20 protein-coding genes are annotated in these 23852 nt (G+C 66.0%); 11 read left to right on the top strand and 9 right to left on the bottom strand.

What is annotated here, in order from left to right:
- Positions 1 to 29: 29 nt before the first annotated feature.
- Together ompR and ACSQ3O_RS17610 are read left to right on the top strand one after the other, a co-directional pair.
- Positions 30 to 761 (top strand): osmolarity response regulator transcription factor OmpR, encoded by a 732-nt coding sequence (ompR, locus tag ACSQ3O_RS17605; RefSeq protein WP_010460834.1) that lies wholly within the window; start codon positions 30 to 32, stop codon positions 759 to 761.
- Between the two features lie 7 nt (positions 762 to 768).
- Entirely contained in the window at positions 769 to 2292 is a 1524-nt protein-coding gene (locus ACSQ3O_RS17610) for an ATP-binding protein (protein ID WP_436139877.1), read from the top strand.
- Between the two features lie 90 nt (positions 2293 to 2382).
- On the opposite strand, the gene ACSQ3O_RS17615 is transcribed toward ACSQ3O_RS17610, so the two are convergent.
- A complete protein-coding gene (locus tag ACSQ3O_RS17615) occupies positions 2383 to 2823 on the bottom strand; it encodes a nuclear transport factor 2 family protein (RefSeq protein WP_007854945.1) in 441 nt (146 codons plus the stop codon).
- A gap of 36 nt (positions 2824 to 2859) precedes the next feature.
- Positions 2860 to 4884 (bottom strand): FAD-dependent oxidoreductase, encoded by a 2025-nt coding sequence (locus ACSQ3O_RS17620; RefSeq protein WP_436141142.1) that lies wholly within the window; start codon positions 4882 to 4884, stop codon positions 2860 to 2862.
- 189 nt (positions 4885 to 5073) lie between these two features.
- On the opposite strand from ACSQ3O_RS17620, the gene ACSQ3O_RS17625 reads away from it, so the two are divergent.
- Positions 5074 to 5607: a PadR family transcriptional regulator gene (locus tag ACSQ3O_RS17625; protein WP_436139878.1), complete on the top strand. Its 534-nt coding sequence runs from the start codon at positions 5074 to 5076 to the stop codon at positions 5605 to 5607.
- A gap of 96 nt (positions 5608 to 5703) precedes the next feature.
- Here ACSQ3O_RS17625 and gudD read toward each other — a convergent pair whose 3' ends face one another.
- From gudD to kdgD, 3 genes are all read right to left on the bottom strand, one after another.
- Positions 5704 to 7056 (bottom strand): glucarate dehydratase, encoded by a 1353-nt coding sequence (gene gudD, locus ACSQ3O_RS17630; protein ID WP_436139879.1) that lies wholly within the window; start codon positions 7054 to 7056, stop codon positions 5704 to 5706.
- Between the two features lie 50 nt (positions 7057 to 7106).
- Positions 7107 to 8087, bottom strand: coding sequence for a Bug family tripartite tricarboxylate transporter substrate binding protein (locus tag ACSQ3O_RS17635; RefSeq protein ID WP_436139880.1), 981 nt, complete (start codon positions 8085 to 8087; stop codon positions 7107 to 7109).
- Between the two features lie 89 nt (positions 8088 to 8176).
- Positions 8177 to 9088, bottom strand: coding sequence for a 5-dehydro-4-deoxyglucarate dehydratase (kdgD, locus tag ACSQ3O_RS17640; RefSeq protein WP_436139084.1), 912 nt, complete (start codon positions 9086 to 9088; stop codon positions 8177 to 8179).
- Between the two features lie 226 nt (positions 9089 to 9314).
- On the opposite strand from kdgD, the gene ACSQ3O_RS17645 reads away from it, so the two are divergent.
- Positions 9315 to 10352 (top strand): LacI family DNA-binding transcriptional regulator, encoded by a 1038-nt coding sequence (locus ACSQ3O_RS17645; protein WP_436139881.1) that lies wholly within the window; start codon positions 9315 to 9317, stop codon positions 10350 to 10352.
- Here ACSQ3O_RS17645 and ACSQ3O_RS17650 read toward each other — a convergent pair.
- Positions 10349 to 11818 carry a PLP-dependent aminotransferase family protein gene (locus ACSQ3O_RS17650; RefSeq protein ID WP_436139882.1) on the bottom strand — a complete coding sequence of 490 codons (1470 nt, stop codon included), beginning with the start codon at positions 11816 to 11818 and terminating at the stop codon, positions 10349 to 10351. The two genes, ACSQ3O_RS17645 and ACSQ3O_RS17650, sit on opposite strands and share 4 nt — an antisense overlap.
- Before the next feature lie 105 nt (positions 11819 to 11923).
- Between ACSQ3O_RS17650 and ACSQ3O_RS17655 the strand changes: the two genes are divergently transcribed.
- Positions 11924 to 12580: a pyridoxamine 5'-phosphate oxidase family protein gene (locus ACSQ3O_RS17655; protein WP_436139883.1), complete on the top strand. Its 657-nt coding sequence runs from the start codon at positions 11924 to 11926 to the stop codon at positions 12578 to 12580.
- A gap of 17 nt (positions 12581 to 12597) precedes the next feature.
- On the opposite strand, the gene ispF is transcribed toward ACSQ3O_RS17655, so the two are convergent.
- Positions 12598 to 13077 carry a 2-C-methyl-D-erythritol 2,4-cyclodiphosphate synthase gene (gene ispF, locus ACSQ3O_RS17660; protein ID WP_436139884.1) on the bottom strand — a complete coding sequence of 160 codons (480 nt, stop codon included), beginning with the start codon at positions 13075 to 13077 and terminating at the stop codon, positions 12598 to 12600.
- A 152-nt stretch (positions 13078 to 13229) separates the two neighbouring features.
- Positions 13230 to 14135 carry an IspD/TarI family cytidylyltransferase gene (locus ACSQ3O_RS17665; RefSeq protein WP_436139885.1) on the bottom strand — a complete coding sequence of 302 codons (906 nt, stop codon included), beginning with the start codon at positions 14133 to 14135 and terminating at the stop codon, positions 13230 to 13232.
- 191 nt (positions 14136 to 14326) lie between these two features.
- On the opposite strand from ACSQ3O_RS17665, the gene mfd reads away from it, so the two are divergent.
- The 4 genes from mfd to ACSQ3O_RS17685 all read left to right on the top strand — a co-directional run bounded on the left by mfd (position 14327) and on the right by ACSQ3O_RS17685 (position 19772).
- Positions 14327 to 17803, top strand: a complete 3477-nt coding sequence (gene mfd, locus ACSQ3O_RS17670; protein WP_436139886.1) for a transcription-repair coupling factor — start codon at positions 14327 to 14329, stop codon at positions 17801 to 17803.
- An 82-nt stretch (positions 17804 to 17885) separates the two neighbouring features.
- Positions 17886 to 18566, top strand: coding sequence for a hypothetical protein (locus ACSQ3O_RS17675; protein ID WP_436139887.1), 681 nt, complete (start codon positions 17886 to 17888; stop codon positions 18564 to 18566).
- Between the two features lie 46 nt (positions 18567 to 18612).
- Positions 18613 to 19320, top strand: a complete 708-nt coding sequence (locus tag ACSQ3O_RS17680; protein ID WP_436139888.1) for an alpha/beta hydrolase — start codon at positions 18613 to 18615, stop codon at positions 19318 to 19320.
- A gap of 278 nt (positions 19321 to 19598) precedes the next feature.
- Positions 19599 to 19772: a DUF3149 domain-containing protein gene (locus ACSQ3O_RS17685; protein WP_436139889.1), complete on the top strand. Its 174-nt coding sequence runs from the start codon at positions 19599 to 19601 to the stop codon at positions 19770 to 19772.
- A gap of 117 nt (positions 19773 to 19889) precedes the next feature.
- On the opposite strand, the gene ACSQ3O_RS17690 is transcribed toward ACSQ3O_RS17685, so the two are convergent.
- Positions 19890 to 22265 carry a putative bifunctional diguanylate cyclase/phosphodiesterase gene (locus ACSQ3O_RS17690; RefSeq protein WP_436139890.1) on the bottom strand — a complete coding sequence of 792 codons (2376 nt, stop codon included), beginning with the start codon at positions 22263 to 22265 and terminating at the stop codon, positions 19890 to 19892.
- A gap of 203 nt (positions 22266 to 22468) precedes the next feature.
- On the opposite strand from ACSQ3O_RS17690, the gene serB reads away from it, so the two are divergent.
- Positions 22469 to 23182, top strand: coding sequence for a phosphoserine phosphatase SerB (serB, locus tag ACSQ3O_RS17695; RefSeq protein ID WP_436139891.1), 714 nt, complete (start codon positions 22469 to 22471; stop codon positions 23180 to 23182).
- 22 nt (positions 23183 to 23204) lie between these two features.
- Entirely contained in the window at positions 23205 to 23792 is a 588-nt protein-coding gene (locus tag ACSQ3O_RS17700; RefSeq protein WP_137748459.1) for a redoxin domain-containing protein, read from the top strand.
- Positions 23793 to 23852: the final 60 nt, after the last annotated feature.

A 23852-nucleotide genomic window follows, 5' to 3' on the forward strand; every position in this document is an offset into this window, starting at 1 on the left:
CTCTGTTACAAATTGGACTTGGGATCAACATGGCCACAACAACCAATCGCACCGACAAAGTTCTGGTGGTAGATGACGACGCGCGAATCCGCGATCTGCTGCGCCGCTACCTCACACAAGAGGGCTTTGAAGTCATGGTCGCCGAAGACGGCAAGGCGCTGAACCGCCTGCTGTTGCGCGAAACGGTGGACATCATCGTGCTGGACCTGATGATGCCTGGCGAAGATGGCCTCTCCATCTGCCGCCGTCTACGCGCCGCGAATGACCGCACGCCCATCATCATGCTCACCGCCAAGGGCGAAGACGTGGATCGCATCGTGGGCCTGGAAGTGGGTGCCGATGATTACCTGGGGAAGCCTTTCAACCCCCGCGAGTTGCTGGCCCGCATCCACGCCGTGCTGCGCCGCCGCCCGGCCCAGGAGGCGCCCGGCGCCCCATCGGGTGACAACGAGGTCGTGACCTTCGGCCCCTTCACCTTCGATCTGGGCACACGCGCCCTACAGCGCAACGGCGAGGAACTGCCCCTGACCACCGGCGAGTTCGCCATGCTGAAGGCATTGGTACGCCACCCCCGCCAACCCCTGTCGCGCGAAAAGCTAGCCTTGCTGGCCCGTGGCCGTGAGTTTGAACCCTTCGACCGCAGCCTGGACGTGCAGGTCTCACGCCTGCGCAAACTGGTCGAGGTGGATGCCGCAGCGCCGCGCTACATCCAGACCGTGTGGGGCGTGGGCTACGTGTTTGTGCCGGACGGCACGAGCTGATCCGCTCATGTACAAGACCGAGGGCAAGCCACGGCCGTCGCCCCGCAAATCGGTGACGGCCTCGGAGGCCACCAGTCCCGCGCCCCTGGAGGCCATCCGCCGGGCACGCGAACAGCGCGCACGTGTGGGCCTCAACCTGTTCTGGCGCACCTTTTTCCTGCTGGCTTTGTTGTTGGTGGGCAGCATCCTGGCCTGGCTGCAAACCCTGCGTGCGCTCGAATTCGAGCCACGCACGTTGCAGACGGCCCAGCAAATTGCATCGCTCGTCAACCTGAGCCGTGCGGCCCTGGTGCACTCCGATGCCATTGCACGCGTGTCTCTCATTAAGACCATGGCTGACCAGGAGGGTGTGCGCATTTTGCCGAGGGAGCCCAAGGACAAATACGCGCTGCTGGACCCGACCGCCTTGGGCAACCGGCTGACCGACGAGCTGACCATGCGCCTCGGGCCCGACACCATCGTAGCCCAGAGTGTGAATGGAGAAAACGGCCTGTGGGTGGGATTCAACATCAATGGAGACCCCAACTGGCTGCTGATGGACCGCTCGCGTTTCAGCCCGGCCGGTGGCCGCACCTGGTTGATCTGGCTCATCACGGCGGCCGCGCTCTCGCTGGCGGGCGCAGCCGCCATTGCGCGCCTGATCAACCGCCCGCTCAAGCAGTTGTCCTATGCCGCCAACCGGGTCAAGGACGGTGACTTTGCCGCCAGCCATCTGGATGAAGAAGTGGTAACCAGTGAAATCCGCGAGGTGAACATTGGCTTCAACCGCATGGCCCAGAAACTTGCCAAGCTTGAACAGGACCGTGCGGTGATGCTGGCTGGCATCTCCCATGACCTGCGTACGCCCTTGGCACGCCTGCGGCTGGAAACCGAGATGAGCGTGAACGACGAGGTGGCCCGCGAGCACATGGTGGCCGACATCGTGCAGCTCGACGCCACTATCGACAAGTTCCTCGACTATGCGCGGCCAGACCATGTAACGCTCACGCCCATCAATCTGCATGCCGTGGTCTCATCCTGTGTGTATGCCGTGCAAGACCACCGGGAGCTGCAGATCACCATGAACGTTCCCGAGGACTTGAACGTGCTGGCTGACGAAGTGGAGCTGGCCCGCGTGATTTCCAACCTGCTCGAGAACGCCCGGCGCTATGGCAAGACCGAGGAAACGGGCATCACCAGCGTGGACATCGTCGCCAAAAGCCGTGAGCGGTGGGTGCTGGTCAAGCTGCGCGACCATGGCGCAGGGGTTCCCCCCGAACAGCTGTCCAACCTGACCAAGCCGTTCTTCCGGGGCGATTCGGCACGCACGGCGGCTGCGGGCGCGGGCCTTGGTCTGTCCATCGTGGACAAGACGGTACAGCGCATGGGCGGGATATTTGCCCTCGCCAACTCCAGCACCGGAGGACTGGTGGCCCACCTGCAACTGCAGCGCGCTACAGACCTGCCGGATGGCGTGGACCCCAAGCAACGTTTGCAACGCCCCTCCGTCAAGCGGCAACTGCCGCGCCGACGAGCGGAAGACAAGCTGTAGCCATCGGCTGCGCCGCTTCGATAACGGCACCGTTCAACAAAAAGCCAAGAATGAGGACCACACCGGACAAGTGTGGTCCTCATTCTGTTTTCAGGCCTTGGCTTTGAAAGCAGGCAATTTGTCGCCCAGGCGGGCGCCCATCTCGGCACCCAGAGCCTGCAGGCCACTGAGTGGCCGCACCATGACCTCGAACTCGGTGATCTGGCCCTGCTCATTGAAGCGCACCAGGTCGATCCCCTTGAGCTGCTTGTCGCCCACGCGGGCGCTGAACTCCAGCACGATGTTCAGGCCGTCGTCGGTGGCCAGCTGGCGGTGGTAGGTGAAGTCCTCGAACACCTGGATCACGGTGGACAGGGCCAGCATCAGCGCCGGTGCCGAGGTGTAGGCCGTGTTGGCCATGGGCGAGCGGAACACCGCGTCGGGGTGCACGATGGACAGCAGGTTCGACAGGTCGCGGCTGGCCACCATGTGGTGCCAGGTGTCGAGCGAGCGGGCGACGGCGGGGTGAATGTTCTTCGGGGCTTCGGTCATGGGATGTCTCCTGGGGTATGAATGGAATAAAAGAAATCAGATGCGGGCGGCCAGCGTCGTGCCCTGCAGGATGGCGCGCTTGGCATCGAGCTCGGCGGCCACGTCGGCACCGCCGATGAGGTGGGTGCTCTGGCCCGCGGCCACCAGCGCGTCGTACAGCGCGCGCAGCGGCTCCTGGCCGGCGCAGACCACGATGTGGTCGACGTCGAGCACCTGGGGCGCGCCGCCATCGATGGTGATGTGCAGGCCCGCGTCGTCCACGCGCTCATAGGCCACGCCCGAGCTCATGCCCACGTTGCGCGCCTTCAGGGACGTGCGGTGGATCCAGCCCGTGGTCTTGCCCAGTTGGTCTCCCACCTTGCTGGTCTTGCGCTGCAGCAGGTGCACCTGGCGCGCGGGTGCTTCCACCTGGGCCGGGCGCAGGCCGCCGGCCTGGACATAGGCGGGGTCGATGCCCCACTCCGCATTGAACTTGGCGGGTGCCAGCGCGCCGCTCTCGCCTTCGTGCGTGAGGTACTCACCCACGTCGAAGCCGATGCCGCCCGCGCCGATGATGGCCACGCGCCGGCCCACGGGCTGCTTGTCGCGCAGCACATCCAGGTAGCTCAGCACCTTGGGGTGGGTGATGCCTTCGATGTCCGGCGTGCGCGGCTGTATGCCGGTGGCCACCACCACCTCGTCAAAGCCCTGGCCCGCCAGGTCGCCCGCTTCCACGCGGATGTTCAGGCGCATCTCCACGCCATGCAGCTCCAGCTGGCGGCGGTAGTAGCGCAAGGTTTCATAGAACTCCTCCTTGCCCGGCACCTGCTTGGCGATGTTGAGCTGGCCGCCGATCTCGCTGCCGGCATCGAACAGCACCACCGCATGGCCGCGCTGCGCGGCCGTGACGGCAAAGCTCAGCCCGGCCGGGCCGGCGCCGACCACGGCGATGCGCTTCTGGGCGGCCGTGGGGGCAATGACCAGCTCGGTCTCGTGGCAGGCACGGGGGTTGACCAGGCAACTGGTGATCTTGCCGCCGAACGTGTGGTCCAGGCAGGCCTGGTTGCAGGCGATGCAGGTGTTGATCTCGTCGGCCCGGCCCTGGCGCGCCTTGCGCACGAAGTCGGCATCGGCCAGCAGCGGCCGCGCCATCGACACCATGTCGGCCACGCCCTCGGCCAGCAAGCGCTCGGCCACCTCGGGCGTGTTGATGCGGTTGGAGGTAATGAGCGGTATGCCCACCTGCCCCATCACCTGCCTGGTCACCCAGGCATAGGCCGCGCGCGGCACTTTGGTGGCGATGGTCGGGATGCGCGCCTCGTGCCAGCCGATGCCGGTGTTGAGGATGGTGGCGCCCGCCGCCTCGATGGCCTGGGCGAGCTCGATCACCTCGGCCAGCGTGGAGCCGCCCTCCACCAGGTCGAGCATGGACAGGCGGTAGATGATGATGAAGTTGGGGCCCACCCGCTCGCGCGTGCGCCGCATGATCTCGACCGGAAAGCGCATGCGGTTGGCATAGCTTCCGCCCCAGGCGTCGTCGCGGTGGTTGCTGCGCGCGGCGATGAACTCGTTGATCAAATAGCCCTCGGAGCCCATGACCTCCACGCCGTCGTAGCCCGCGTGCTGGGCCAGCGCCGCGCAGCGCGCGAAGTCTTCGATGGTCTGCTCCACCTCGTCGGCCGTGAGCGCATGTGGCACATGGGGGTTGATGGGCGCGCGCAGGGCACTGGGCGCCACCAGATCGCGGTGGTAAGCGTATCGGCCGAAGTGCAGGATCTGCATCGCGATCTTGCCGCCCTCAGCATGCACGGCCTGGGTCACCTTGCGGTGCTGCTCGGCCTCGTGCTCGTTGACCAGCATGGCCCCGCCCTGCATGGGCCGGCCACGCTCGTTGGGCGCAATGCCGCCCGTGACGATGAGCCCCACCTCGCCGCGCGCCCGCTCGGCATAGAAGGCGGCCATGCGCTCGAAGCCGCGCTCCACCTCCTCCAGCCCCACGTGCATGGAGCCCATGAGCACGCGGTTCTTGAGGGTGGTGAAGCCCAGGTCGAGCGGGGCGTGCAGGTGCGGGTACGGGCTAATGCCTTTGGCCAGGGATGCCTGGGCGGGCTTGAGGATGGTGTTCATCGATGGGGTCCTTATCTTTTATGCAACCAGTTGCACAAATATAGCCCCGCACACTTTTTTATGCAACTGGTTGCATAAAGTGAAAAGCATCTGCGATTCAGGCAAGATGGCGCACTTCCAGTCTGCTGCCACGCCTTTCCTCCGATGTCGCTGCCCCACGCCCTTCTCACCGCTTTGGTCGAACACCCCTGTTCGGGCTCGGAACTCGCCGAGCGGTTCGACCGGTCCATCGGCTATTTCTGGCACGCCACCCACCAGCAGATCTACCGCGAGCTGGCCAGGCTCGAAGCAGCGGGGTGGATTGAGGCACTGCCTGCCGAGACGGGCCGAGGCCGCAAGCGCCAGTTCCGCCTGCTGCCCGCAGGCCGCAAGGAGTTGCGCCGCTGGATCTCCGAGCAGCAAGACCCCACGCCCCTGCGCGACGAACTCATGGTGCGCCTGCGGGCTGAGGCTGCTGTCGGCCCCACCGGACTGGGCAAGGAAATCGCCCGCTTGCAGGCCATGCACCAGGAGAAGCTGGCCGTCTACCAACGCATCGAGCAGCGCGACTTCATCGGCAAGGAGCCCAGTCGCGAACGCCGCCTGCAGCACCTGGTGCTCAAGGCCGGCATCCTGCAGGAAGAGCTTTCGCTGGCGATATCCAAAGAGGCGCTGGAAATACTGGGTGATGCCGCCTGACCTCGGCGAGCTCTCCCCCCAAAAAAAAGAAAAAGGGCACCCGCCTTGCATGCGGATGCCCCAACGAATGCCGGTGCAGGTGAGAGCGACAGCCGCTCAGCGCACCATACACGGCGACTTGTTGTTGAACTTCCAGCCCGGAATCAGGTACTGCATGGCAATCGCGTCATCGCGCGCACCCAGGCCATGCTGCAGGTACAGGCGGTGGGCACGCTCCACCGCGTCCATGTCCAGCTCCACGCCCAGGCCGGGCTTCTGGGGCAGGTCGATGAAGCCGTTTTTGATCTGGAACGGTTCCTTGGTCAGGCACTCGCCGTCCTGCCAGATCCAGTGTGTGTCGATCGCCGTGACGCGACCGGGGGCGGCAGCCCCTACGTGGGTAAACATGGCCAACGACACATCGAAGTGGTTGTTGGAGTGCGAGCCCCAGGTCAGCCCGAAGGCCTGGCACATCTGGGCCACGCGCACCGATCCGGCCATGGTCCAGAAGTGCGGGTCGGCCAGCGGAATGTCCACCGACTGCAGCGCCAGGCTGTGCGCCATCTCGCGCCAGTCGGTGGCCACCATGTTGGTGGCGGTGGGCAAGCCGGTAGCGCGGCGGAACTCGGCCATCACTTCGCGGCCGGAGAACACGCCTTCGGCGCCGCAAGGGTCTTCGGCATAGGCCATTACGCCGTGCAGGTCGCGCGTGATGCGGACCGCATCCTTGAGCAGCCAGCCGCCGTTGGGGTCCAGCGTCACGCGCGCTTCGGGAAAGCGATCGTGCAGTGCGCGGATGGCCTCGACTTCTTCCTCGCCGCGCAGCACGCCGCCCTTGAGCTTGAAGTCGGCAAAACCGTAGCGCGCATATGCGGCCTCGGCCAGGCGCACGATGCCCTCGGCCGTCATGGCTTTCTCATTGCGCAGGCGGAACCAGTCGTTGTCGGCGCCGGGCTCGGTGCGGTAGGCCAGGTCGGTCTTTGCGCGGTCGCCCACGTAGAACAGGTAGCCCAGCATCTGCACTGACTCGCGCTGCACGCCATCGCCCAGCAGCGCGGCCACGGGCACGTTGAGGTGCTGGCCCAGCAGGTCCAGGAAGGCCGACTCCACTGCCGTCACCGCGTGGATGGTGATGCGCAGATCGAAGGTCTGCAGGCCGCGCCCACCCGCATCGCGGTCAGCGAACTGGGCGCGCATGGCATTGAGTACGGCGTTGTGGTGGCCGATGGGCTGGCCCACGATCAACGGGCGCGCGTCCTCGATGGTCTGGCGGATCTTCTCGCCGCCAGGCACCTCGCCTACCCCGGTGTTGCCCGCGCTGTCGCGCAGGATGATCAGGTTGCGCGTGAAGAAGGGGCCGTGCGCACCGCTCAGGTTCATGAGCATGCTGTCATGGCCTGCCACGGGCACCACGCGCAGTTCGGTGATAACGGGGGTGCTGGTGACCAGGGGGGTGGAAGAGGCGTTCATGGTGGTCGATAAACAGATGGGGAGGCGCCCCAGGGCGCCTCGTGAGGGGGTCAGTCGGCTGTGATCTTGCGGGTTTCGATCACTGTTTTCCAGCGTGCGAATTCGCGCGCCTGGTAGGCGGCGAAGGCCTCGGGCGTGCTCGCCACGATCTCCAGGCCCTGATCGAGCATGCGCTTCTTCACGGCAGGGTCATTCATGGCGGCGATGGCGGCGTCCGAGAGCTTCTTTTTGAGCGCGGGCGGCAGGCCCTTGGGCGCGGCCATGCCCTGCCACGAGTACACCTCGGCGCCTGCCACGCCAGCCTCGGCCAGGGTGGGCACATCAGGCAGCACAGGGCTGCGCTTGTCGCCCGTCACGGCAATCGCATGCAGCTTGCCGGCGCGGATGTGCTGCAGCACGGCGTTCACGTTCTGGAACGAGAACTCTACCTGGCCGCCCAGCAGGTCGTTGATGGCTGGAGCACCGCCCTTGTAGGGGATGTGCAGGCCTTCGGTACCGCTCTGCTGCCAGAACACTTCGGCCGAGAGGTGGTCCGACGAGCCGTTGCCCGAACTCGCGAAGCTCACCTTGCCGGGGTTGGCCTTGAGCTGGGCGATCACCTCCTTCACGGTGCGCGCCTTCTGGCCCGGCGCAGCCACCAGCACGTTGGGCGCCTGCACCGGCACGGTGATGTAGTCGAAATCCTTGAGTGCGTCATACGGCACGCTCTTGAGCAGGTGCGGCGCCACCACAAAGGCACCGAGCGAGGACACCAGCAGCGTGTAGCCATCGGGCGCAGCGCGCTTGACCGCGCCAGCACCCAAGGTGCCTGTGGCGCCGGGGCGGTTGTCCACGACAAAGCTCTGGCCCAGCTTGTCTCCCATGTGCAGGGCCATGGCGCGGGCCACCATATCGGTGGAGCCCCCGGCAGGGAACGGCACAACAATGGTCACGGGCTTCTCAGGCCAGGCGGCGGGCGTGCCCGTCTGGGCAGATGCGGCAAAAGCCAGGCTGCAGGCGCTGGCAACCATCAGCAATTTCTTGAGGATCATGGTGAATGTCTCCGGAGTGGGTGGTGTCGATGGCCCTCTGCGGGGCCTCTTTCGAAAATCTTCGTGGAGCAGGCGTTGGTCTCTGCGGTTTACTGCGGGCCGAGCTTCTTGATGAGCGCAGCCAGCTCTTCCACCTCATGGGGCTTGAGGTCCGTCAGCGGCGCGCGCACCGGCCCGCCGTCATGGCCCACGATGCGTGCACCCGCCTTGATGATGGACACGCCATAACCCTCCACCCGGTTGCGGATGGCCAGGTACGGCATGAAGAACTCCTTGAGCAGCCGGTGCTGCGTGGCCGTGTCGTCTGCCGCCACCGCCTTGTAGAACTCCATGGCCGTCTTCGGGATGAAGTTGAAGACGGCTGACGAATACACCGGTGTGCCCAGCGCCTTGTAGGCCGCCGCATACACCTCGGCGGTGGGCAGGCCGCCCAGGTACGAGAAGCGGTCACCCATCTTCATGTAGATGGAGGACATGGTCTCGATGTTGCCCACGCCGTCCTTGAAACCGATCAGGTTGGGGCAGCGCTCGGCCAGGATGGCCAAAGAGTCGGCCGTGAGCTTGGTGCGGTCGCGGTTGTAGACGATCACACCGAACTTCACGCTGTTGCATACCTGGGCCACATGCTCGATCAGGCCTTCCTGCCCGGCTTCGGTCAGATAGTGAGGCAGCAGCAGGATGCCGTGGGCACCCAGGCGCTCGGCCTCTTGGGCGTGGGCAATCGCTGTGCGGGTGGGGCCACCGGCACCGGCAATGATGGGCACCTTGCCCCGGCAGGTGTCCACGGCGGTCTTGATGACTTCGCTGTACTCAGGGCCCGAGAGGGAGAAGTATTCACCCGTGCCCCCAGCGGCAAACAGGGCGCTGGCACCGTAGGGGGCCAGCCACTCCAGGCGCTCGATGTAGGACTTGGGGCGGAAGTTGCCTTGCGCGTCGAAGTCCGTGATGGGGAAAGACAGCAGGCCGGAGCCCATGATGGTTTTGAGGTCTTGGGGGGTCATGGTGAATAGCGCGCAGTGAATGGTGAAAAACAAATCACAAGGTCGTACAAGCTGGTTGATTTCGAGGTTAACCGCTACTAAATTGCTTGAATATGTTAATGTTAACGTTAACGTTGTCAGACAACATAGGATAAACCCTTATTTCTCAATTCCATGGTCAGACAATGCCCCCCCGAGGGCAACTGTGGCACCGATCCAGTGACTTCCCGCTTTAGACTCCGCCACCATGCACGCCCCCGACCCGGCACAGCCCGCCCCCCTCCCCGGCCGCGACCGCCCCGCAGTCACGTTGCGTGAAGTGGCCGAGCGCGCTGGCGTGTCGATGATCACTGTCTCGCGCGCCATCAACACCCCGCAGCAGGTGTCCGAGCGCACGCGGGAACGCGTGCAGGAGGCCGTGTCTGCGCTGGGCTATGTGCCCAACCTGGTGGCGGGCGGCTTGCGCTCTGCGCGCAGCCATGTGGTCACAGCACTGGTGCCCACGCTCACAGGCCCCTTGTTTGGCGAAATGGTGCAGGCGCTCACCGAGGCGCTGGAGCAGCGCGGCTTTCAGGTGATGTTGGGCCAGGTGGGCTACGCGCACTCGCGCGAGGACGCGTTGCTGCGGGCCATCGTCGGGCGGCGGCCCGACGGCATCGTGGTCACTGGTGTGATGCATTCACCCGAAGGGCGGCGCCTGCTCACCGCCTCGGGCATCCCCATCGTCGAAACCTGGGACTTCACCGACACCCCCATCGACATGCTGGTGGGTCTGCGGCATGAAGCACTGGGCGCGGCCGTGTGCGAGCACCTGTTTGCCAAAGTGCGGCGGCACCTGGCGCTGCTCAGTGGTGGTGACGAGCGTGCCGCCCGCCGCGCGCGCGGATTCACTGCAGCGGCCCAGCGCCTGGGCCTGCGCCCGCCCACGGTGCGCCTGGGCAAGTCGCCCACCACCCATGCCGATGGCCGCGAGGGGCTGGCAGCCCTGCTGGCTGAGGCGCCCGACCTGGACGCCGTGTTCTGCAGTTCCGACATGCTGGCACTGGGTGTGCTGACCGAGGCGCGCGTGCGCGGCATCGCCGTGCCCGATCAGCTCGCGGTGATGGGTTTTGGCGACATCGACTTTGCGCAGACCGTGAGCCCCAGCCTCTCCACCGTGCGCATTGATGGCACCCGCATGGGCCAGACGGCAGCGCAGCTGATCGCCGACCGCGCCGAGGGCAAGCCCGTGACGGAGCGCGTGGTGGACATCGGCTTTTCCATCATCGAGCGCGACAGCGCCTAGGCACCACCGCGCACCACGTTAGCAAGCTTCTTTACTAACGGCTCCATCGCCTCCACCGGCACCTGCGCATAGCCCAGCAAAAAGCCGCGCCAAGGCTGCGCGCGCAAGCCCACGGCATGCAGGCTCAACGCGGGCGCCATGATGCCGTGACGCGCCATGAGGCGCGCGCTCAGCGCCACATCATCTGCCGCACCGTCGTGCAGGCGCAGGGCCAGGTGCATGCCCGCCGTGCCGCCGTGCACGCTGGCCACATCGCCCAGGTGCTGCGCAAGTGCGGCCACCAGCGCATCACGCCGCTGGCGGTAAAGGCGGCGCATGCGCCGCAGGTGCAGCGCGAACTGGCCGCTCACGATGAATTCCGCCAGCGCGCGCTGCTCGGCCGTGCGCCCGCGCGGTGCCGCGCGGTCCAGCAGCAGGGCCAATGCGGGGGCCAAGGCCGCTGGCACCACCATGAAACCGATGCGCAGCCCCGGGAACAGCGTCTTGCTGAAAGTCCCCAGATAGACCACGGGCGCATCGGGCGCCAGGCCCTGCATGCAGGCCAGAGGCGGGCCATCGTGGCGGAACTCGCTGTCGTAGTCGTCCTCGATCACCAGCGCGCCCGCCTGGCGCGCGCCCTCGATCAACGCCAGGCGCCGCGCGAGGCTCATCACGCTGCCCACGGGGTAATGGTGTGACGGCGTGGTGTAAATCAGCCGTGGCCGCTGGCGCAGCCAGTCGCTCGCCACAGGGGCCATGCCCTCATCGTCCACCACAATGCCCACGGCCTTGAGCTGCGCGGCACGAAAAGCCGCCACCGCGCCCTGGTAGCCGGGGTTCTCCATCCACACCTTGTCGCCCGCATCGGCAAATGCGCGGGCGCACAGGTCCAGGCTGCTTTGCGTGCCGTCGGTGATGAAAATCTGCGAGGCGTCCACCAGCGCGCCGCGCGCCACGCGCAGGTGGCCCGCGATGGCCTCGCGCAGCGCAGGGTCACCCGCCGGATCAGCGTAGTTGAGCTGCGCGGGCGTGAGCGTGGCCCAGGCCCGCTCCAGCATGCGCCGCCAGCGCAGCACCGGGAAGTCGGCGAGCGCGGGCACGCCGGGGGCGAACGCGGCCGCAGTCTCTGCCCCGGGCAACAGCGGCATGTTCTGTGCGCGCCGCGACAGCCCTGCGCGCGCCGCAGCCACAGGATGCGCTGGCGCAGCCCCAGCCACCAGCCGCCCGGCCAGCGGTGCCACCACACTGCCACGCCGGGTGGCCACGATAAAGCCCTCGGTCGCAAGCTGCTCGTAGGCATACAGCACGCTGTTGCGCGCCACGCCCAGCTCGGCGGCCAGCGTGCGGCTGGCGGGCAGGCGCATGCCACTGGCCAGGGTGCCGCTGCGGATGCCCTGGCGCAGGCATTCGTGCAGCTGGCGCTGCTGCGGCCAGCGTGCATGCGCAGGCTGCGCCTGGAAGGTGCTGAACAGGAGCTGAAAATCCATGGCGTTCTGTGGCCCTAAAAAACAGTGGCTTTGTGGGTCTTATTCTGGCGCCATAGAAGACCTACATTGCGCCCCTTCTTCCACTTTTTTTCGGAACCTAGCCCCGTGAACGACACAGCCTCCCACCAGCCCGCCAGCGGCCGCACCCGCGTCCGCCGCGTGGCCGAGAACGCCCGCTACGACCGCGCCACGCTGCACGCCATCATCGATGCCGCCTACCTGTGCCATGTGGCCTTTGCCGACGACAAGGGCACGCACAACATCCCCACAGCGTGCTGGCGCATGGAAGACCACCTGTACATCCACGGCTCCAACGGCGGGCGCATGGTCAAGTGGCTGGGCCAGGGCACACAGGCCTGCGTCACCATCACCCACCTCGACGGCCTGGTGCTGGCGCGCTCGGCCTTCAACCATTCGATGAACTACCGCTCGGCCATGGTCTATGGCCGCTTCGAGCCAGTGGCAGATAAACACGCCGCGCTGGATGCACTGATGAACCACATCGCCCTGGGCCGCCAGGCAGAAATCCGCGCGGGCAACGACAAGGAGTTTGCCGCCACCACGGTGCTGCGCATTGCCCTGGACGAAGCCGCCTGCAAAGTGCGCAGCGGCGCGCCGGTGGACGACGCAGAAGACATGCAGCAACCCGTGTGGGCGGGCGTACTGCCGCTGGTGCAGGTGCGTGGTGCGCCCGTGGCCGACCCGCTGAACACAGCAGCCACGCCGGGCTATGTGGCGGCCTGGGCTGCGCAGACCGCCTGAGAACCTGTTCTGAAGGCTCAGGCCTTGTAGATCAGCGCCACTGCCCGCGCTTCCATCGCCAGGCCCTGGCCCACGGGCCCCAGGCGCTCGGCTGTCTTGGCCTTGACGTTGACCTGGTCAGGTTCAACCGCCAGCGCCTTGGCAATGCAATCGCGCATGCCCGGGATGTGCGCGGCCAGGCGCGGCGCCTGCGCCACCACGGTGCTGTCCACGTTGCCGATGCTGTAGCCCGCAGCGCGCACACGGCGCGCCGCCTCTGCCAGCAGCACGGCCGAATCGGCGCCACGGAACTGCGCATCCGTATCGGGGAAATGGCTGCCAATGTCGCCCAGGCCCGCCGCCCCCAGGATGGCGTCGGTGATGGCGTGCAGCAGCACGTCGGCATCCGAATGGCCGAGCAGGCCCATGGTGTGGGGAATGTGAACGCCACCAATCACCAAGGCTCGGCCGGGCACCAGCGCATGCACATCCCAACCCTCACCAATCCTGAAATTCATCTCTGTCCTTTTCTGAGCGATTCACAAAGCCGTTGTGTCGAGGCTGCCCCGCCTTGCCAAAGCCGCTGCGCTGAGCTTCGTGAACCGCTACGGGTCTATTGATCCATCACTTTCCTGCGCCCACGCCAACCACCAAGCGCGCAGGAAGTGCTTCAAAAAATCGTCTTGCGCCCTGTTTCGCTGGCGCCCAGCCCACGCTCGCCGCCAAAACGGGCCAGCGTGGTGCCATAGCCGCGCTGGGCCAGCACGGCCTCGGCCAGCGCGAAGTCGTCGGGATAGGTCACCTTGAAGTTCTGCGCACCACCAGGCACCAGGCGCGGGTGCAGGCCCATGGCCTCCATGGCACTGGCCTCGTCGGTCACATTGGTGCCCACCTTGGCCAGCGCATCGAGCAGCGGGCCGATGCGAAACATCTGCGGCGTTTGCGCCAGCCACTTGTTGCTGCGGTCCACGGTGGATGCGACGCGCACACCGCCCGGCCCGTCGATGGAGGTTTTGAGCGTATCCGCCAGCTGGTGCGCCAGCAGGCCGCCCACGGAATCATGGATGCAGGCGTCGATGAGCCGGTCGATCTGCTCGGCTGTGACCAGGCAGCGCGCGGCATCGTGCACCAGCACCCAGTCATCGCGGTCCGCGCCACGCTCCAGCAGGGTGGTGATCCCACCCTGCACCGTGGCGGCGCGCGTGGGCCCGCCGCAGTGGACTACAAAAAAAGAGGGGTGGGCATGGGCGTCCAGGAAGTGGTCTCCTGCCGCCACCGCCACCAGCGTGCCCGCCAGCCGCGCCACGCCCGCAAAGGCGGCCAGCGTGTGCATGACCATCGGGTGGCCCGCCACCAGGTGGTACTGCTTGGGCAACAACGGCGGCGCGGCCTCACCCGCCGCACCGGCCAGCGCGCCAAAGGCCGACACCGTGCTGCCTGCGGGCGCCGCCGGTGGTTGCGCCACAGCCCGCGATCCCACCCCGGCGCAGGGCACCAGCGCCCACAGACGCCCCGGTGCCGACGTGGGGGCATGGGAAGCGGCGAGCGAAGGTTGCAACAACGGGTCGATGGTCATGAGACGCGCATTCTAGGAGGATGCCCCCGGCGCCTGTGCTGCAGCCCACCGCCCCATGGGGCACCGGCATCCGCAGCGACATGCAGCACATCCGGCCATGGGTCACTAAAATGCTCCGTTGCCCCCGATCCAGCCCGTGCGCGCTTCGCGCCCCAGGGGATGCGGCGGGCCAGACGACCGACTCCGTCCGCATGGAACTGCCCAAACTCTCCCCCGGAAAACGCTTCACCCTGCCCCGCCCCGTGGGCAGCGCCGATTCGCTGCTGCTGGCCCGCCTGGCCGAACGTGACAAGGCCGCCGGCCGCACCACCGCCATCGTCACGGCCGACGCCACCGATGCGCAGCGCCTCATCGAGGAAATGGCCTTCTTCGCGCCCACGCTGCGCTGCGCGCTGTTCCCTGACTGGGAGACGCTGCCGTATGACACCTTCTCGCCGCACCAGGACCTGATCAGCGAGCGTCTGGCCACGCTCTGGCGCATCAGCCAGAAGGACAAGAACACCGGGGCCGACGTGGTGCTGGTGCCTGCCACCACGGCGCTGTACCGGCTGGCGCCGCCGTCGTTTTTGGCGGGGTACACCTTCCACTTCAAGGTCAAGCAAAAGCTCGACGAGGCCAAGTTCAAGGCCCAGCTCACGCTGGCCGGGTACAGCCACGTCTCGCAGGTCGTGAGCCCGGGCGAGTACGCGGTGCGCGGCGGGCTGATCGACCTGTTCCCCATGGGCTCGCTGGTGCCCTACCGTGTGGATTTGTTCGACGACGAGATCGACAGCATCCGCACCTTCGACCCCGACAGCCAGCGCAGCCTGTACCCTGTGCCCGAGGTGCGCCTGCTGCCCGGCCGCGAGTTCCCCATGGACGACGATGCCCGGGCCAAGTTCAGGAGCCGCTGGCGCGAGATGCTGGAGGGCGACCCGACCAAGAGCCGCATCTACAAGGACATGGGCGCGGGCGTGGCCACCGCCGGTATCGAGTACTACCTGCCGCTGTTCTTCGACGAGACCGCCACCGTGTTCGACTACCTGGGCGGCGAAGCCACGGTGGTTCTGCACGGCGACCTGGAACCCGCCTTCCAGCGCTTCTGGCAAGACACCAAGGACCGCTTCCGCCTGGTACAGGGTGACCCCGAACGCCCGGCGCTGCCGCCGGAAGCGCTGTTCCTGTCGGCCGACCAGTTCTACACCCGCTCCAAGGAGCATGCCCAGCTGTCCATTCGCCCCGGCGTGGAGGATGTGGATGACAACCCCCACTTCCACAAGCTCGGCGACCTGTCGGTGGTGCGCGGCGCCGAGGACCCGCTGGCGCGCCTGCACGCCCACATCCGCAACACCCAGCACCGGGTGCTGCTGCTGGCCGAGAGCGATGGCCGACGCGAGAGCCTGCTCGACTTCCTGCGCGCCAGCGGCGTGAACCCGCCGGCCTTCGACTCGCTGGCCGAGTTCCAGGGCGCGGACGACGAGAAGGTGGGCATCGCCACCGCCGGCCTCACCGTGGGTTTCAGCTGGATCGAGGACGGCATCGACTTCGTCACCGAGACCGAGCTGTTTGCCGCCGGCCCCACCACGCGCCGGCGCAAGAAGCAGGAGCAGGTGAGCGACGTCGAGGCGCTGATCAAGGACCTGGCCGAACTCAACGTGGGCGACCCCGTGGTGCACAGCGCCCATGGCATCGGCCGCTACCGGGGCCTCGTCAACATGGACGTGGGCAACAAGAACCCCGACGGCACGCCCGCCATGCAGGAGTTTTTGCACCTCGAATACGCCGACAAGGCCGTGCTCTACGTGCCCGTGAGCCAGCTGCAGCTGATCAGCCGCTACACCGGCGTGAGCGCCGACGAGGCGCCGCTGCACAAGCTGGGCAGTGGCCAGTGGGAAAAGGCCAAGCGCAAGGCGGCCGAGCAGGTGCGCGACAGCGCGGCCGAGCTGCTCAACATCTACGCCCGCCGCGCGGCGCGCGAAGGCCACGCCTTCCGCTACAGCCCACAGGACTACGAGACCTTTGCCAACGACTTCGGCTTCGAAGAAACGGCCGACCAGAACGCCGCCATCCACGCGGTGATCCAGGACATGATCAGCCCCCGCCCCATGGACCGCCTGGTCTGTGGCGACGTGGGCTTCGGCAAGACCGAGGTGGCGCTGCGCGCGGCCTTCGTGGCCGTCACGGGCGGCAAGCAGGTGGCCTTTCTGGCGCCCACCACGCTGCTGGCCGAGCAGCACTACCAGACGCTGGTGGACCGCTTCAGCAAATGGCCCGTGAAGGTCGCCGAGGTCTCGCGCTTCCGCTCGGGCAAGGAGATCACCTCGGCCATCAAGGGCATCGGCGACGGCACGGTGGACATCGTGGTGGGCACGCACAAGCTGCTCAGTGAATCCACCAAGTTCCACAACCTGGGCCTGCTCATCATCGACGAAGAACACCGCTTCGGCGTGCGCCACAAGGAGCAGATGAAGGCCCTGCGCGCCGAGGTGGACGTGCTCACCCTCACCGCCACACCCATCCCGCGCACGCTGGGCATGGCGCTCGAAGGCCTGCGCGACCTGTCGGTCATCGCCACCGCGCCGCAGCGGCGCCTGGCGATCAAGACCTTTGTGCGCAACGAGGGCACGGGTGTGATCCGCGAGGCGGTGCTGCGCGAACTCAAGCGCGGCGGTCAGGTCTACTTCCTGCACAACGAGGTGGAGACCATCGAGAACCGCCGCCAGAAGCTCGAAGAGATATTGCCCGAGGCCCGCATCGCCGTGGCCCACGGCCAGATGCCCGAGCGCGAGCTGGAGCGCGTGATGCGCGACTTCGTGGCCCAGCGCTTCAACATCCTCTTGTGCTCGACCATCATCGAGACCGGCATCGATGTGCCCACGGCCAACACCATCATCATGAGCCGCGCCGACAAGTTCGGCCTGGCGCAGCTGCACCAGCTGCGCGGGCGCGTGGGCCGCAGCCACCACCAGGCGTACGCCTACCTCATGGTGCCCGACACCGAGGGCCTGACCAAACACGCCGCGCAGCGCCTCGATGCCATCCAGCAGATGGAAGAACTGGGCAGCGGCTTCTACCTGGCCATGCACGACCTGGAGATTCGCGGTGCGGGCGAGGTGCTGGGCGAGAACCAGAGCGGCAACATGCTGGAGGTGGGCTTCCAGCTGTACAACGAGATGCTCAACGAAGCCGTCAAGGCACTCAAGGCCGGCAAGGAGCCGGACCTGCTCAGCCCGCTGAGCGTCACCACCGACATCAACCTGCACGCCCCCGCCCTGCTGCCCGACGACTATTGCGGCGACGTGCACCTGCGCCTGTCGTTCTACAAGAAGCTGGCCACCGCCAAGACGCCCGACCAGATCGACGGCCTGCTCGAAGAGATCGTGGACCGCTTCGGCAAACTGCCGCCGCAGGCCCAGACCCTCATCGACGTGCACCGCCTGCGCGTGCTGAGCCAGCCCTACGGCGTGGTGAAGGTCGATGCCGCCCCGGGCGTGATCAACATCACCTTCAAACCCCAGCCGCCCATCGACCCGATGCGCATCATCGAGCTCATCCAGAAGAACAAGCACATCAAGCTGGCGGGCAACGAAAAGCTGCGCATCGAGCGCGAACTGAAGGACCCGAAGGACCGCGCCCAGATGGTGCGCGACGTGCTGCGCAGCCTGGGGCAGCCGCTGGTGGCTGCGTGAGGGTTCAATTGTGAGAAAAATTGGCCTTCCCCGCGCGTCCATCATGCCACAATAGCTATCAATAGCATAGCAAAAGGCAGCCATGTGGCTTGAAGCCGCCCTCCTCCTTGTGGCCCTGGTGGCCGCCCTGGCCGCGCGGCCCTGGCGTCTGCTGGCCAGCCGCAAGCCGCTGGCGCACGAAAGCCATGGCGCGCCGTCTGCACTGTGGACGCCGCTGCTCGCCACACTGGTCTTTCTGCCCTGGCTGTGGGCCCTGCCCACACTGCACGCCATGCCGCTGCAACTGCAGTGGTCGGGTGCCTGCCTGGTGGTGCTGATGCTGGGCTGGCCGCTGGCAGTGCCCACACTGCTGGCGGTGGGCGCCACCGCTGCGCTGCTTTCGCCCAGCCTGGGGTGGCAGGACGCCATGGGCGTGGCCGTGTGGCAAGGCGTGGTGCCTGCCACGCTGGCGCTGCTGCTGGGCGTGGTGCTGCGCCGCTTGGCGGGAACACGCGCGCTGGTTGGCGTGCGCGCCTTTGTCTATGTGCTGGGGCGGGGCTTTTTGGGCACGGCACTGTGCCTGTTTGTGGCGGGCAGCTTGGCGCAATGGGCCGGCCACACGCTGCCGGGCGTCAGCGATCAGCTCTCGCTGGTCGCCCGCTGGCTGATGGCCTGGGGCGATGCCGTGATCACCGGCATGTTGTGCGCGGTGTTCGTGGCCTTCAAACCTGGGTGGTTGGCCACCTGGTCGGATGCCGTGTACCTAGATGGAAAAAATAGCTGACGCCGGGACGAAACCGAAGCAGGAAGCCCTGCGCAGGCCTTTTACCGTGCCCCACGGCCCCCACCGGCTGCACGGCAGCACCTGGAGCACCACGACCGCTGCAGTGCCGCGCCTGTTGTCCCTGCACGGCGGCGGCGCGGCCACCGACCACCGGCGCATGGACTACCTGCTGCAGCCTCTGGCCAGCCAGGGCTGGGCGGGCGCCGCCTTCGACTGTGTGGGCCATGGCGCAACGGGTGGCAGCCTGCTGGGCTCCAGCCTGGCCGACCGCCAAGCGCAGGCGCAGGCCGTGGCCGCCCACGTGGGGCTGCGCCCGGCCCACCCACCCCTGGCATTGATGGCTTCGAGCATGGGCGGCCACACGGCTTGCCAGCTGCTGGACACCCTGCAGCCGCGCGCCCTGGTGCTGTTTTGCCCTGCGGCTTACACGCCAGCAGCCGAGCACCAGCCCTTCGGCCCGGCCTTCCAGCAGGCACTGCGCGCCACCACGGACTTTGTCAGCGCCCCGGCCTGGTCGGCGCTGGGGCGCTATCGCGGCCGGCTGCTGCTGGTCTGGGGCACGGAGGATGCGGTGATTCCACCCGCCGTCATCCAGGGCTACGGCCAGGCCGCCGTGGCTGCACGCAGCGTGGAGGTGGTGAAGTTGCCCGGCGTGGGCCATGCCCTGCACACGTGGATGCAGGCCCAGCCTGCGGCGGCACAAGCGCTGCGGCAGCGCATCGCCTCCCTGCTAACGGCGGCAGAGCGCGATTGAGTCACACGACACCAAACACGCACCCACCGCCGGAGATGCCAAGCGTGAGGCGCGGCCCTGTGGGGTGCACAACCAGGTTGGCAGACTGAAGCCGATCCGCAAGCCGCCGCCATCCCGCGCCATGCCAGATGGCAACACGTGCATCGCCTCGCACCCAGGCTTTCGCAGCGCGGACGCCAGCTGCACCAGCCTGCAGCCGATGCTTGACACAGCGCAAGGGGCTTGGCCCTGCGCCGCGCGATAGTGGATGCCACACCCACCACAAGGAGTGCCCCACCATGAAGCTGCTGAACGATCTTTTCTCTACCGACTACGGGCTGATGAGCATCATTGGCATCGGGTTCATGCTGTGCATGGCCGCGTTCTTTCTGCGCATGTTCCTGGTCAAGATGAACGAGCCGCCTGCGCCCAACCCTGCGATCAAATCCCCGAAGCACCCCCAGCAAGGCTGAGCCTGTGCCGGAAAGCGCACAAACGGCAAACAACAACTCTTCTTGCGCTATTGACGCGTTTCGTCGTACCACGCGGTGCGCAGCCAAAACTGCTGCGCTAAGTTCTGTTCGCCGCCGTCAGCACTCCTGGGCCAGCGCGGCGAAATCCTCTACTGGCAAAGGCCTGCCATAGAGATACCCCTGAAAATGCTCGCACCCGTGGCTAGAGAGAAAGTCGCGCTGCGCGGGGGTCTCGACACCCTCTGCTATCACGGAAATTCCCAGACCTTGGCCCAGCGCTATGACAGCCCGAACGATGGACGCATCGTTCGTATTCGTGGTGACATCCCTCACAAATGATTTATCGATCTTCAGTTGATCCAGCGGCATGCGCTGCAGATAGCTCAGAGAAGAGAATCCGGTACCGAAATCATCCAGGGAGAAACTCAGTCCCAGGGCCTTCAACCGCAGCATTTTTGCGACGACGTCATCCACATCCACGGCCAAAACACTCTCCGTGAGCTCGATCTTTATCTGCTGTGCACGCGCTCCCGTCCGCTCAAGCACCTGCCTGACAACATCGACGTAGCCCTCCTGGCGGAAATCTTTGGCACTGACGTTCACTGCAATGACCAAGTGGCTCAGGGCCGGCTCCCTCTCCCAAGCCTTGAGTTGCAAGCAGGCGGTTTCGAGCACCCAGCGGCCAATGTCAACGATGACCCCGATGTCTTCGGCCACTGGAATAAAGCGGTCAGGGGAAACCATGCCCATGGTGGGATGCTGCCAACGGACCAGCAGCTCAGCACCGAAAAGCCCGGCGTCCATGTTGAACTGCGGCTGGTAATGAGCCACCAATTGGCCGGGAACAGCCGCACGCAACGCCTGCTCGAAAGCCACGCGTTGCGTGAAGGCGTCCTGCATGCGCTGATCGAACAGCACAGCTTGGTTTTTTCCTCTCTTCTTTGCCTCCAGCATGGCCAGCTCCGCATGCTGCAGCACTTCTTCTACTCTCACCACGCCATCACCGACGGGAGCAATACCTATCGACAGCTGGCACTGGTAGGTGGCCCCGGCAAGAGTCAAAGGCATGCCGCACGCTGCAAGGACAGCATCCGCACAGCTGCTGGCTTCGCGCATGGCAACGGTATGGTCAGCACCCAGGCTTTCCATCAACACCAGAAATTCATCGCCTCCTGGGCGCGCCAGCACCGCATGCTCCAGACCCAGTGCCTGCAAACGTGTGGCTACCGTAACCAGCAGTTGGTCGCCCACATCATGGCCCCGCATGTTGTTGAGCACACTGAAGTTATCCAGATTAATGAGCAAGAGTGCGCCGACACCCGTTGAGCGACCCGGGAGATCAAGTCTTGCATGCAAGCGTGCCAGAACTTCACTGCGGTTGAACAACCCTGTGAGTCGGTCGTGGTGAGCCAGCTGCTCCATGACTTCGCCCAACACACTGGTCTCGTCCCTGGCGCGCATGCTCGGCCGGCCAGCCACAGAGCTGGATTCGCCCGCGTGGGTCTTTGCCACGTCAGCCAGTTGCACGATCGGCCGAGTAAAACGCCCCGCGAGAAGCCAGGACACCCATGCAAACAGCGCGATCATCACAACCAGTGACAACAAAACGACCCCACGCACCCGGTCCACCGGAGCAAACGCAGTCGCCGTGCTTTCGCGTACTACCACGGTCCATCCAGGCAAATCACCGACTTCCGCCACTTTCACTCGCTGAAAGGCAACCAGATAGCGCCCGCCCTCACCCAGCGTTTGCGGCTGCTCCAGCCGCAAACGCTGTTCACCGCGCTCCTCGTTGACGCCCAGCAGCCAAGTACCGTCCGCTCCGAAGATTTGCACCTCTACGGGGCTGTGGCGCCCCGTCTTCAGGGCCACAGATGACACGACTTCCCGCACCCAGTCCATATGGAGATGCGCAGCCAGCACACCATGCAACGAGCCCTGCGCGTTCCTCAATGGCACTGCCACATCAAGAAAGCGCAAGGGTTCTCCGTCAGCCCCCGTTTCTTGCAAGTGCTTGGCAAGTAGCACAGCTTCATGGGGATCACTGAGGAAATCTCCACGCAATCCGGCGGAGAACCAGGGCCGTGCCGCTACGTTCTGTCCCATCAGGAGCCCACCTGTCGCCGCAGTCACGGTGCCTTGCATATTGGCCAATCCAATCCAAGCATATGCGGCATTGCGCGCCTGGAGGCTGTCCACCATCTTGCGCAAAGCAGCAGCGCTGGCCGCGCTACCGCCCAAACCATAGACATCGGCCACCAAAGCAATTTCGCGCCGGCGATTTCCCAGATCATCCGCCAATTCGTAGGCAATTTCATCCGCCAGGACTTGAACAGCCTGTGTCGCAGCTGTTCTCAGACTCTCTTCCAGATGCCACTCCATAAAAAGCGTCAACAGGAGCCCCAGAACCAGCCCTGAGGCGGCAAGGACGACCGAAAACCGCGCTCGGACGCTGCGAAACGGGGACAGCCGGTTCAATAGCCTGTTGATCATTAAGCGCCTCCACTCCGGAGATTCTGGCAAGCTACTTCAAAATCACTAAGCAACTTTTGGCATATGCAGAGGCATAGCAGGCACTTTTTGACGAAAATCAAGCCGCCTGGGCCACTGAATGCACGCAGTCACACGCCCGCCCCTCCCACAGCCCTGCGCGGTGAGACGGACAACACCACTCTCTTTCTCTTGCGCCTTTATCCATGACCCACGCTACCGAATTCGCCCCCGGCCTTGTCATCCAGGGCATCACGCCCCCGCTGTCCCTGTCGGCCTACAAGCTCATCGCGTTTGACATGGACTCCACCCTCATCAACATCGAGTGTGTGGACGAAATCGCCGACGCCGCAGGCCGCAAGGCCGAGGTGGCAGCGATCACCGAAGCAGCCATGCAGGGCGTGATCACCGACTACAAAGAGAGCCTGCGCCAGCGCGTGGCCCTGCTCAAGGGCGTGACGGTGCAGCACATGGAGCAGGTGTTCACCGAGCGCCTGCGCTTCAACCCCGGCGCCCAGGAACTGATCACCACCGCCAAGGCCGCAGGCCTGACCACGCTGCTGGTCTCGGGCGGTTTTACCTTCTTTGCCGACCGCGTGAAGGCGGGCCTGGGCATCGACTTTGCACGCTCCAACATGCTGGAAGTGCAAGACGGCCAACTCACCGGCCGCATGGTGGACCAGGCCTGGGGCGACATCTGCGACGGCGCCGAGAAGCGCCGCACGCTGCTGGAAGTGGCCTCGCTCATGGGCATCTCGCCGCAGCAAGCGATCGCCGTGGGCGACGGCGCCAACGACCTGCCCATGATGGGCGCGGCGGGCCTGTCCGTGGCCTACCACGCCAAGCCCACCGTGCGCGCACAGGCCAAGGTCGCCATCAACCAGGGCGGGCTGGACAGGCTGCTGGAAGTGCTGCGCTGATTCGCAACGCCGCAGCCCCAGCATGCTGAAGGCACTCGCCACCCGCGCTGCGCAGTCCCTGCGCCAAGGCTGGAAGCAGCACTTGGCCACCCTCGCGCTGGCCTGGATGGCCGTCGTGGCGGTGGACACCTGGCGCACACGCGACCTGCCCCAGGGCCCCGCGCCCGATGTGGCGCTGGTGATGGCCCCCAACGCTGGTGCCACTGGTGTCACCACCACCCTGGCCGCATGGCGCGCCCAGCACCCCGGTCAGGCCGTGGCGGTGCACTTCTGGGCCGAGTGGTGTTCCATCTGCAAGCTGGAAGAGCCCAGCATCGCAAGCCTGTCCAACGACTGGCCCGTGCTGGGCGTGGCCATGCAGTCCGGCAACGCGGAGAAGGTGGCCCAGGTGCAGCGCCAGCGCAGCATGCCCTGGCAGACGGCGGTGGACCCACAGGGCACCCTGTCGCGCAGCTGGGGCGTGCGCGCCGTGCCTGCGCTGGTGGTGATCGACGCGCACGGCCAGGTGCGGTTTGCCACCTCGGGCTACACGCCCGAATGGGCCATGCGCCTGCGGCTGTGGTGGGCGCAAGCCATGCCGCAGTGGAATGCTTTGCTTCAAAAAAAATAGCTATTTGCGCTGGATGGACGTGCGCAAACGGCCATTTTGACCACCATTTTCCGCCCCACC

The sequence above is a fragment of the Acidovorax sp. LjRoot74 genome, assembly GCF_964254355.1.
Lineage (GTDB): Bacteria > Pseudomonadota > Gammaproteobacteria > Burkholderiales > Burkholderiaceae_C > Acidovorax.

Coding starts and splice junctions, on each gene's coding strand:
- ompR (WP_010460834.1), top strand. CDS start 30: ATGGCCACAACAACCAATCGCACCGACAAAGTTCTGGTGGTAGATGAC.
- ACSQ3O_RS17610 (WP_436139877.1), top strand. CDS start 769: ATGTACAAGACCGAGGGCAAGCCACGGCCGTCGCCCCGCAAATCGGTG.
- ACSQ3O_RS17615 (WP_007854945.1), bottom strand. CDS start 2,823: ATGACCGAAGCCCCGAAGAACATTCACCCCGCCGTCGCCCGCTCGCTC.
- ACSQ3O_RS17625 (WP_436139878.1), top strand. CDS start 5,074: ATGTCGCTGCCCCACGCCCTTCTCACCGCTTTGGTCGAACACCCCTGT.
- gudD (WP_436139879.1), bottom strand. CDS start 7,056: ATGAACGCCTCTTCCACCCCCCTGGTCACCAGCACCCCCGTTATCACC.
- ACSQ3O_RS17635 (WP_436139880.1), bottom strand. CDS start 8,087: ATGATCCTCAAGAAATTGCTGATGGTTGCCAGCGCCTGCAGCCTGGCT.
- kdgD (WP_436139084.1), bottom strand. CDS start 9,088: ATGACCCCCCAAGACCTCAAAACCATCATGGGCTCCGGCCTGCTGTCT.
- ACSQ3O_RS17645 (WP_436139881.1), top strand. CDS start 9,315: ATGCACGCCCCCGACCCGGCACAGCCCGCCCCCCTCCCCGGCCGCGAC.
- ACSQ3O_RS17650 (WP_436139882.1), bottom strand. CDS start 11,818: ATGGATTTTCAGCTCCTGTTCAGCACCTTCCAGGCGCAGCCTGCGCAT.
- ispF (WP_436139884.1), bottom strand. CDS start 13,077: ATGAATTTCAGGATTGGTGAGGGTTGGGATGTGCATGCGCTGGTGCCC.
- ACSQ3O_RS17665 (WP_436139885.1), bottom strand. CDS start 14,135: ATGACCATCGACCCGTTGTTGCAACCTTCGCTCGCCGCTTCCCATGCC.
- mfd (WP_436139886.1), top strand. CDS start 14,327: ATGGAACTGCCCAAACTCTCCCCCGGAAAACGCTTCACCCTGCCCCGC.
- ACSQ3O_RS17675 (WP_436139887.1), top strand. CDS start 17,886: ATGTGGCTTGAAGCCGCCCTCCTCCTTGTGGCCCTGGTGGCCGCCCTG.
- ACSQ3O_RS17685 (WP_436139889.1), top strand. CDS start 19,599: ATGAAGCTGCTGAACGATCTTTTCTCTACCGACTACGGGCTGATGAGC.
- ACSQ3O_RS17690 (WP_436139890.1), bottom strand. CDS start 22,265: ATGATCAACAGGCTATTGAACCGGCTGTCCCCGTTTCGCAGCGTCCGA.
- serB (WP_436139891.1), top strand. CDS start 22,469: ATGACCCACGCTACCGAATTCGCCCCCGGCCTTGTCATCCAGGGCATC.
- ACSQ3O_RS17700 (WP_137748459.1), top strand. CDS start 23,205: ATGCTGAAGGCACTCGCCACCCGCGCTGCGCAGTCCCTGCGCCAAGGC.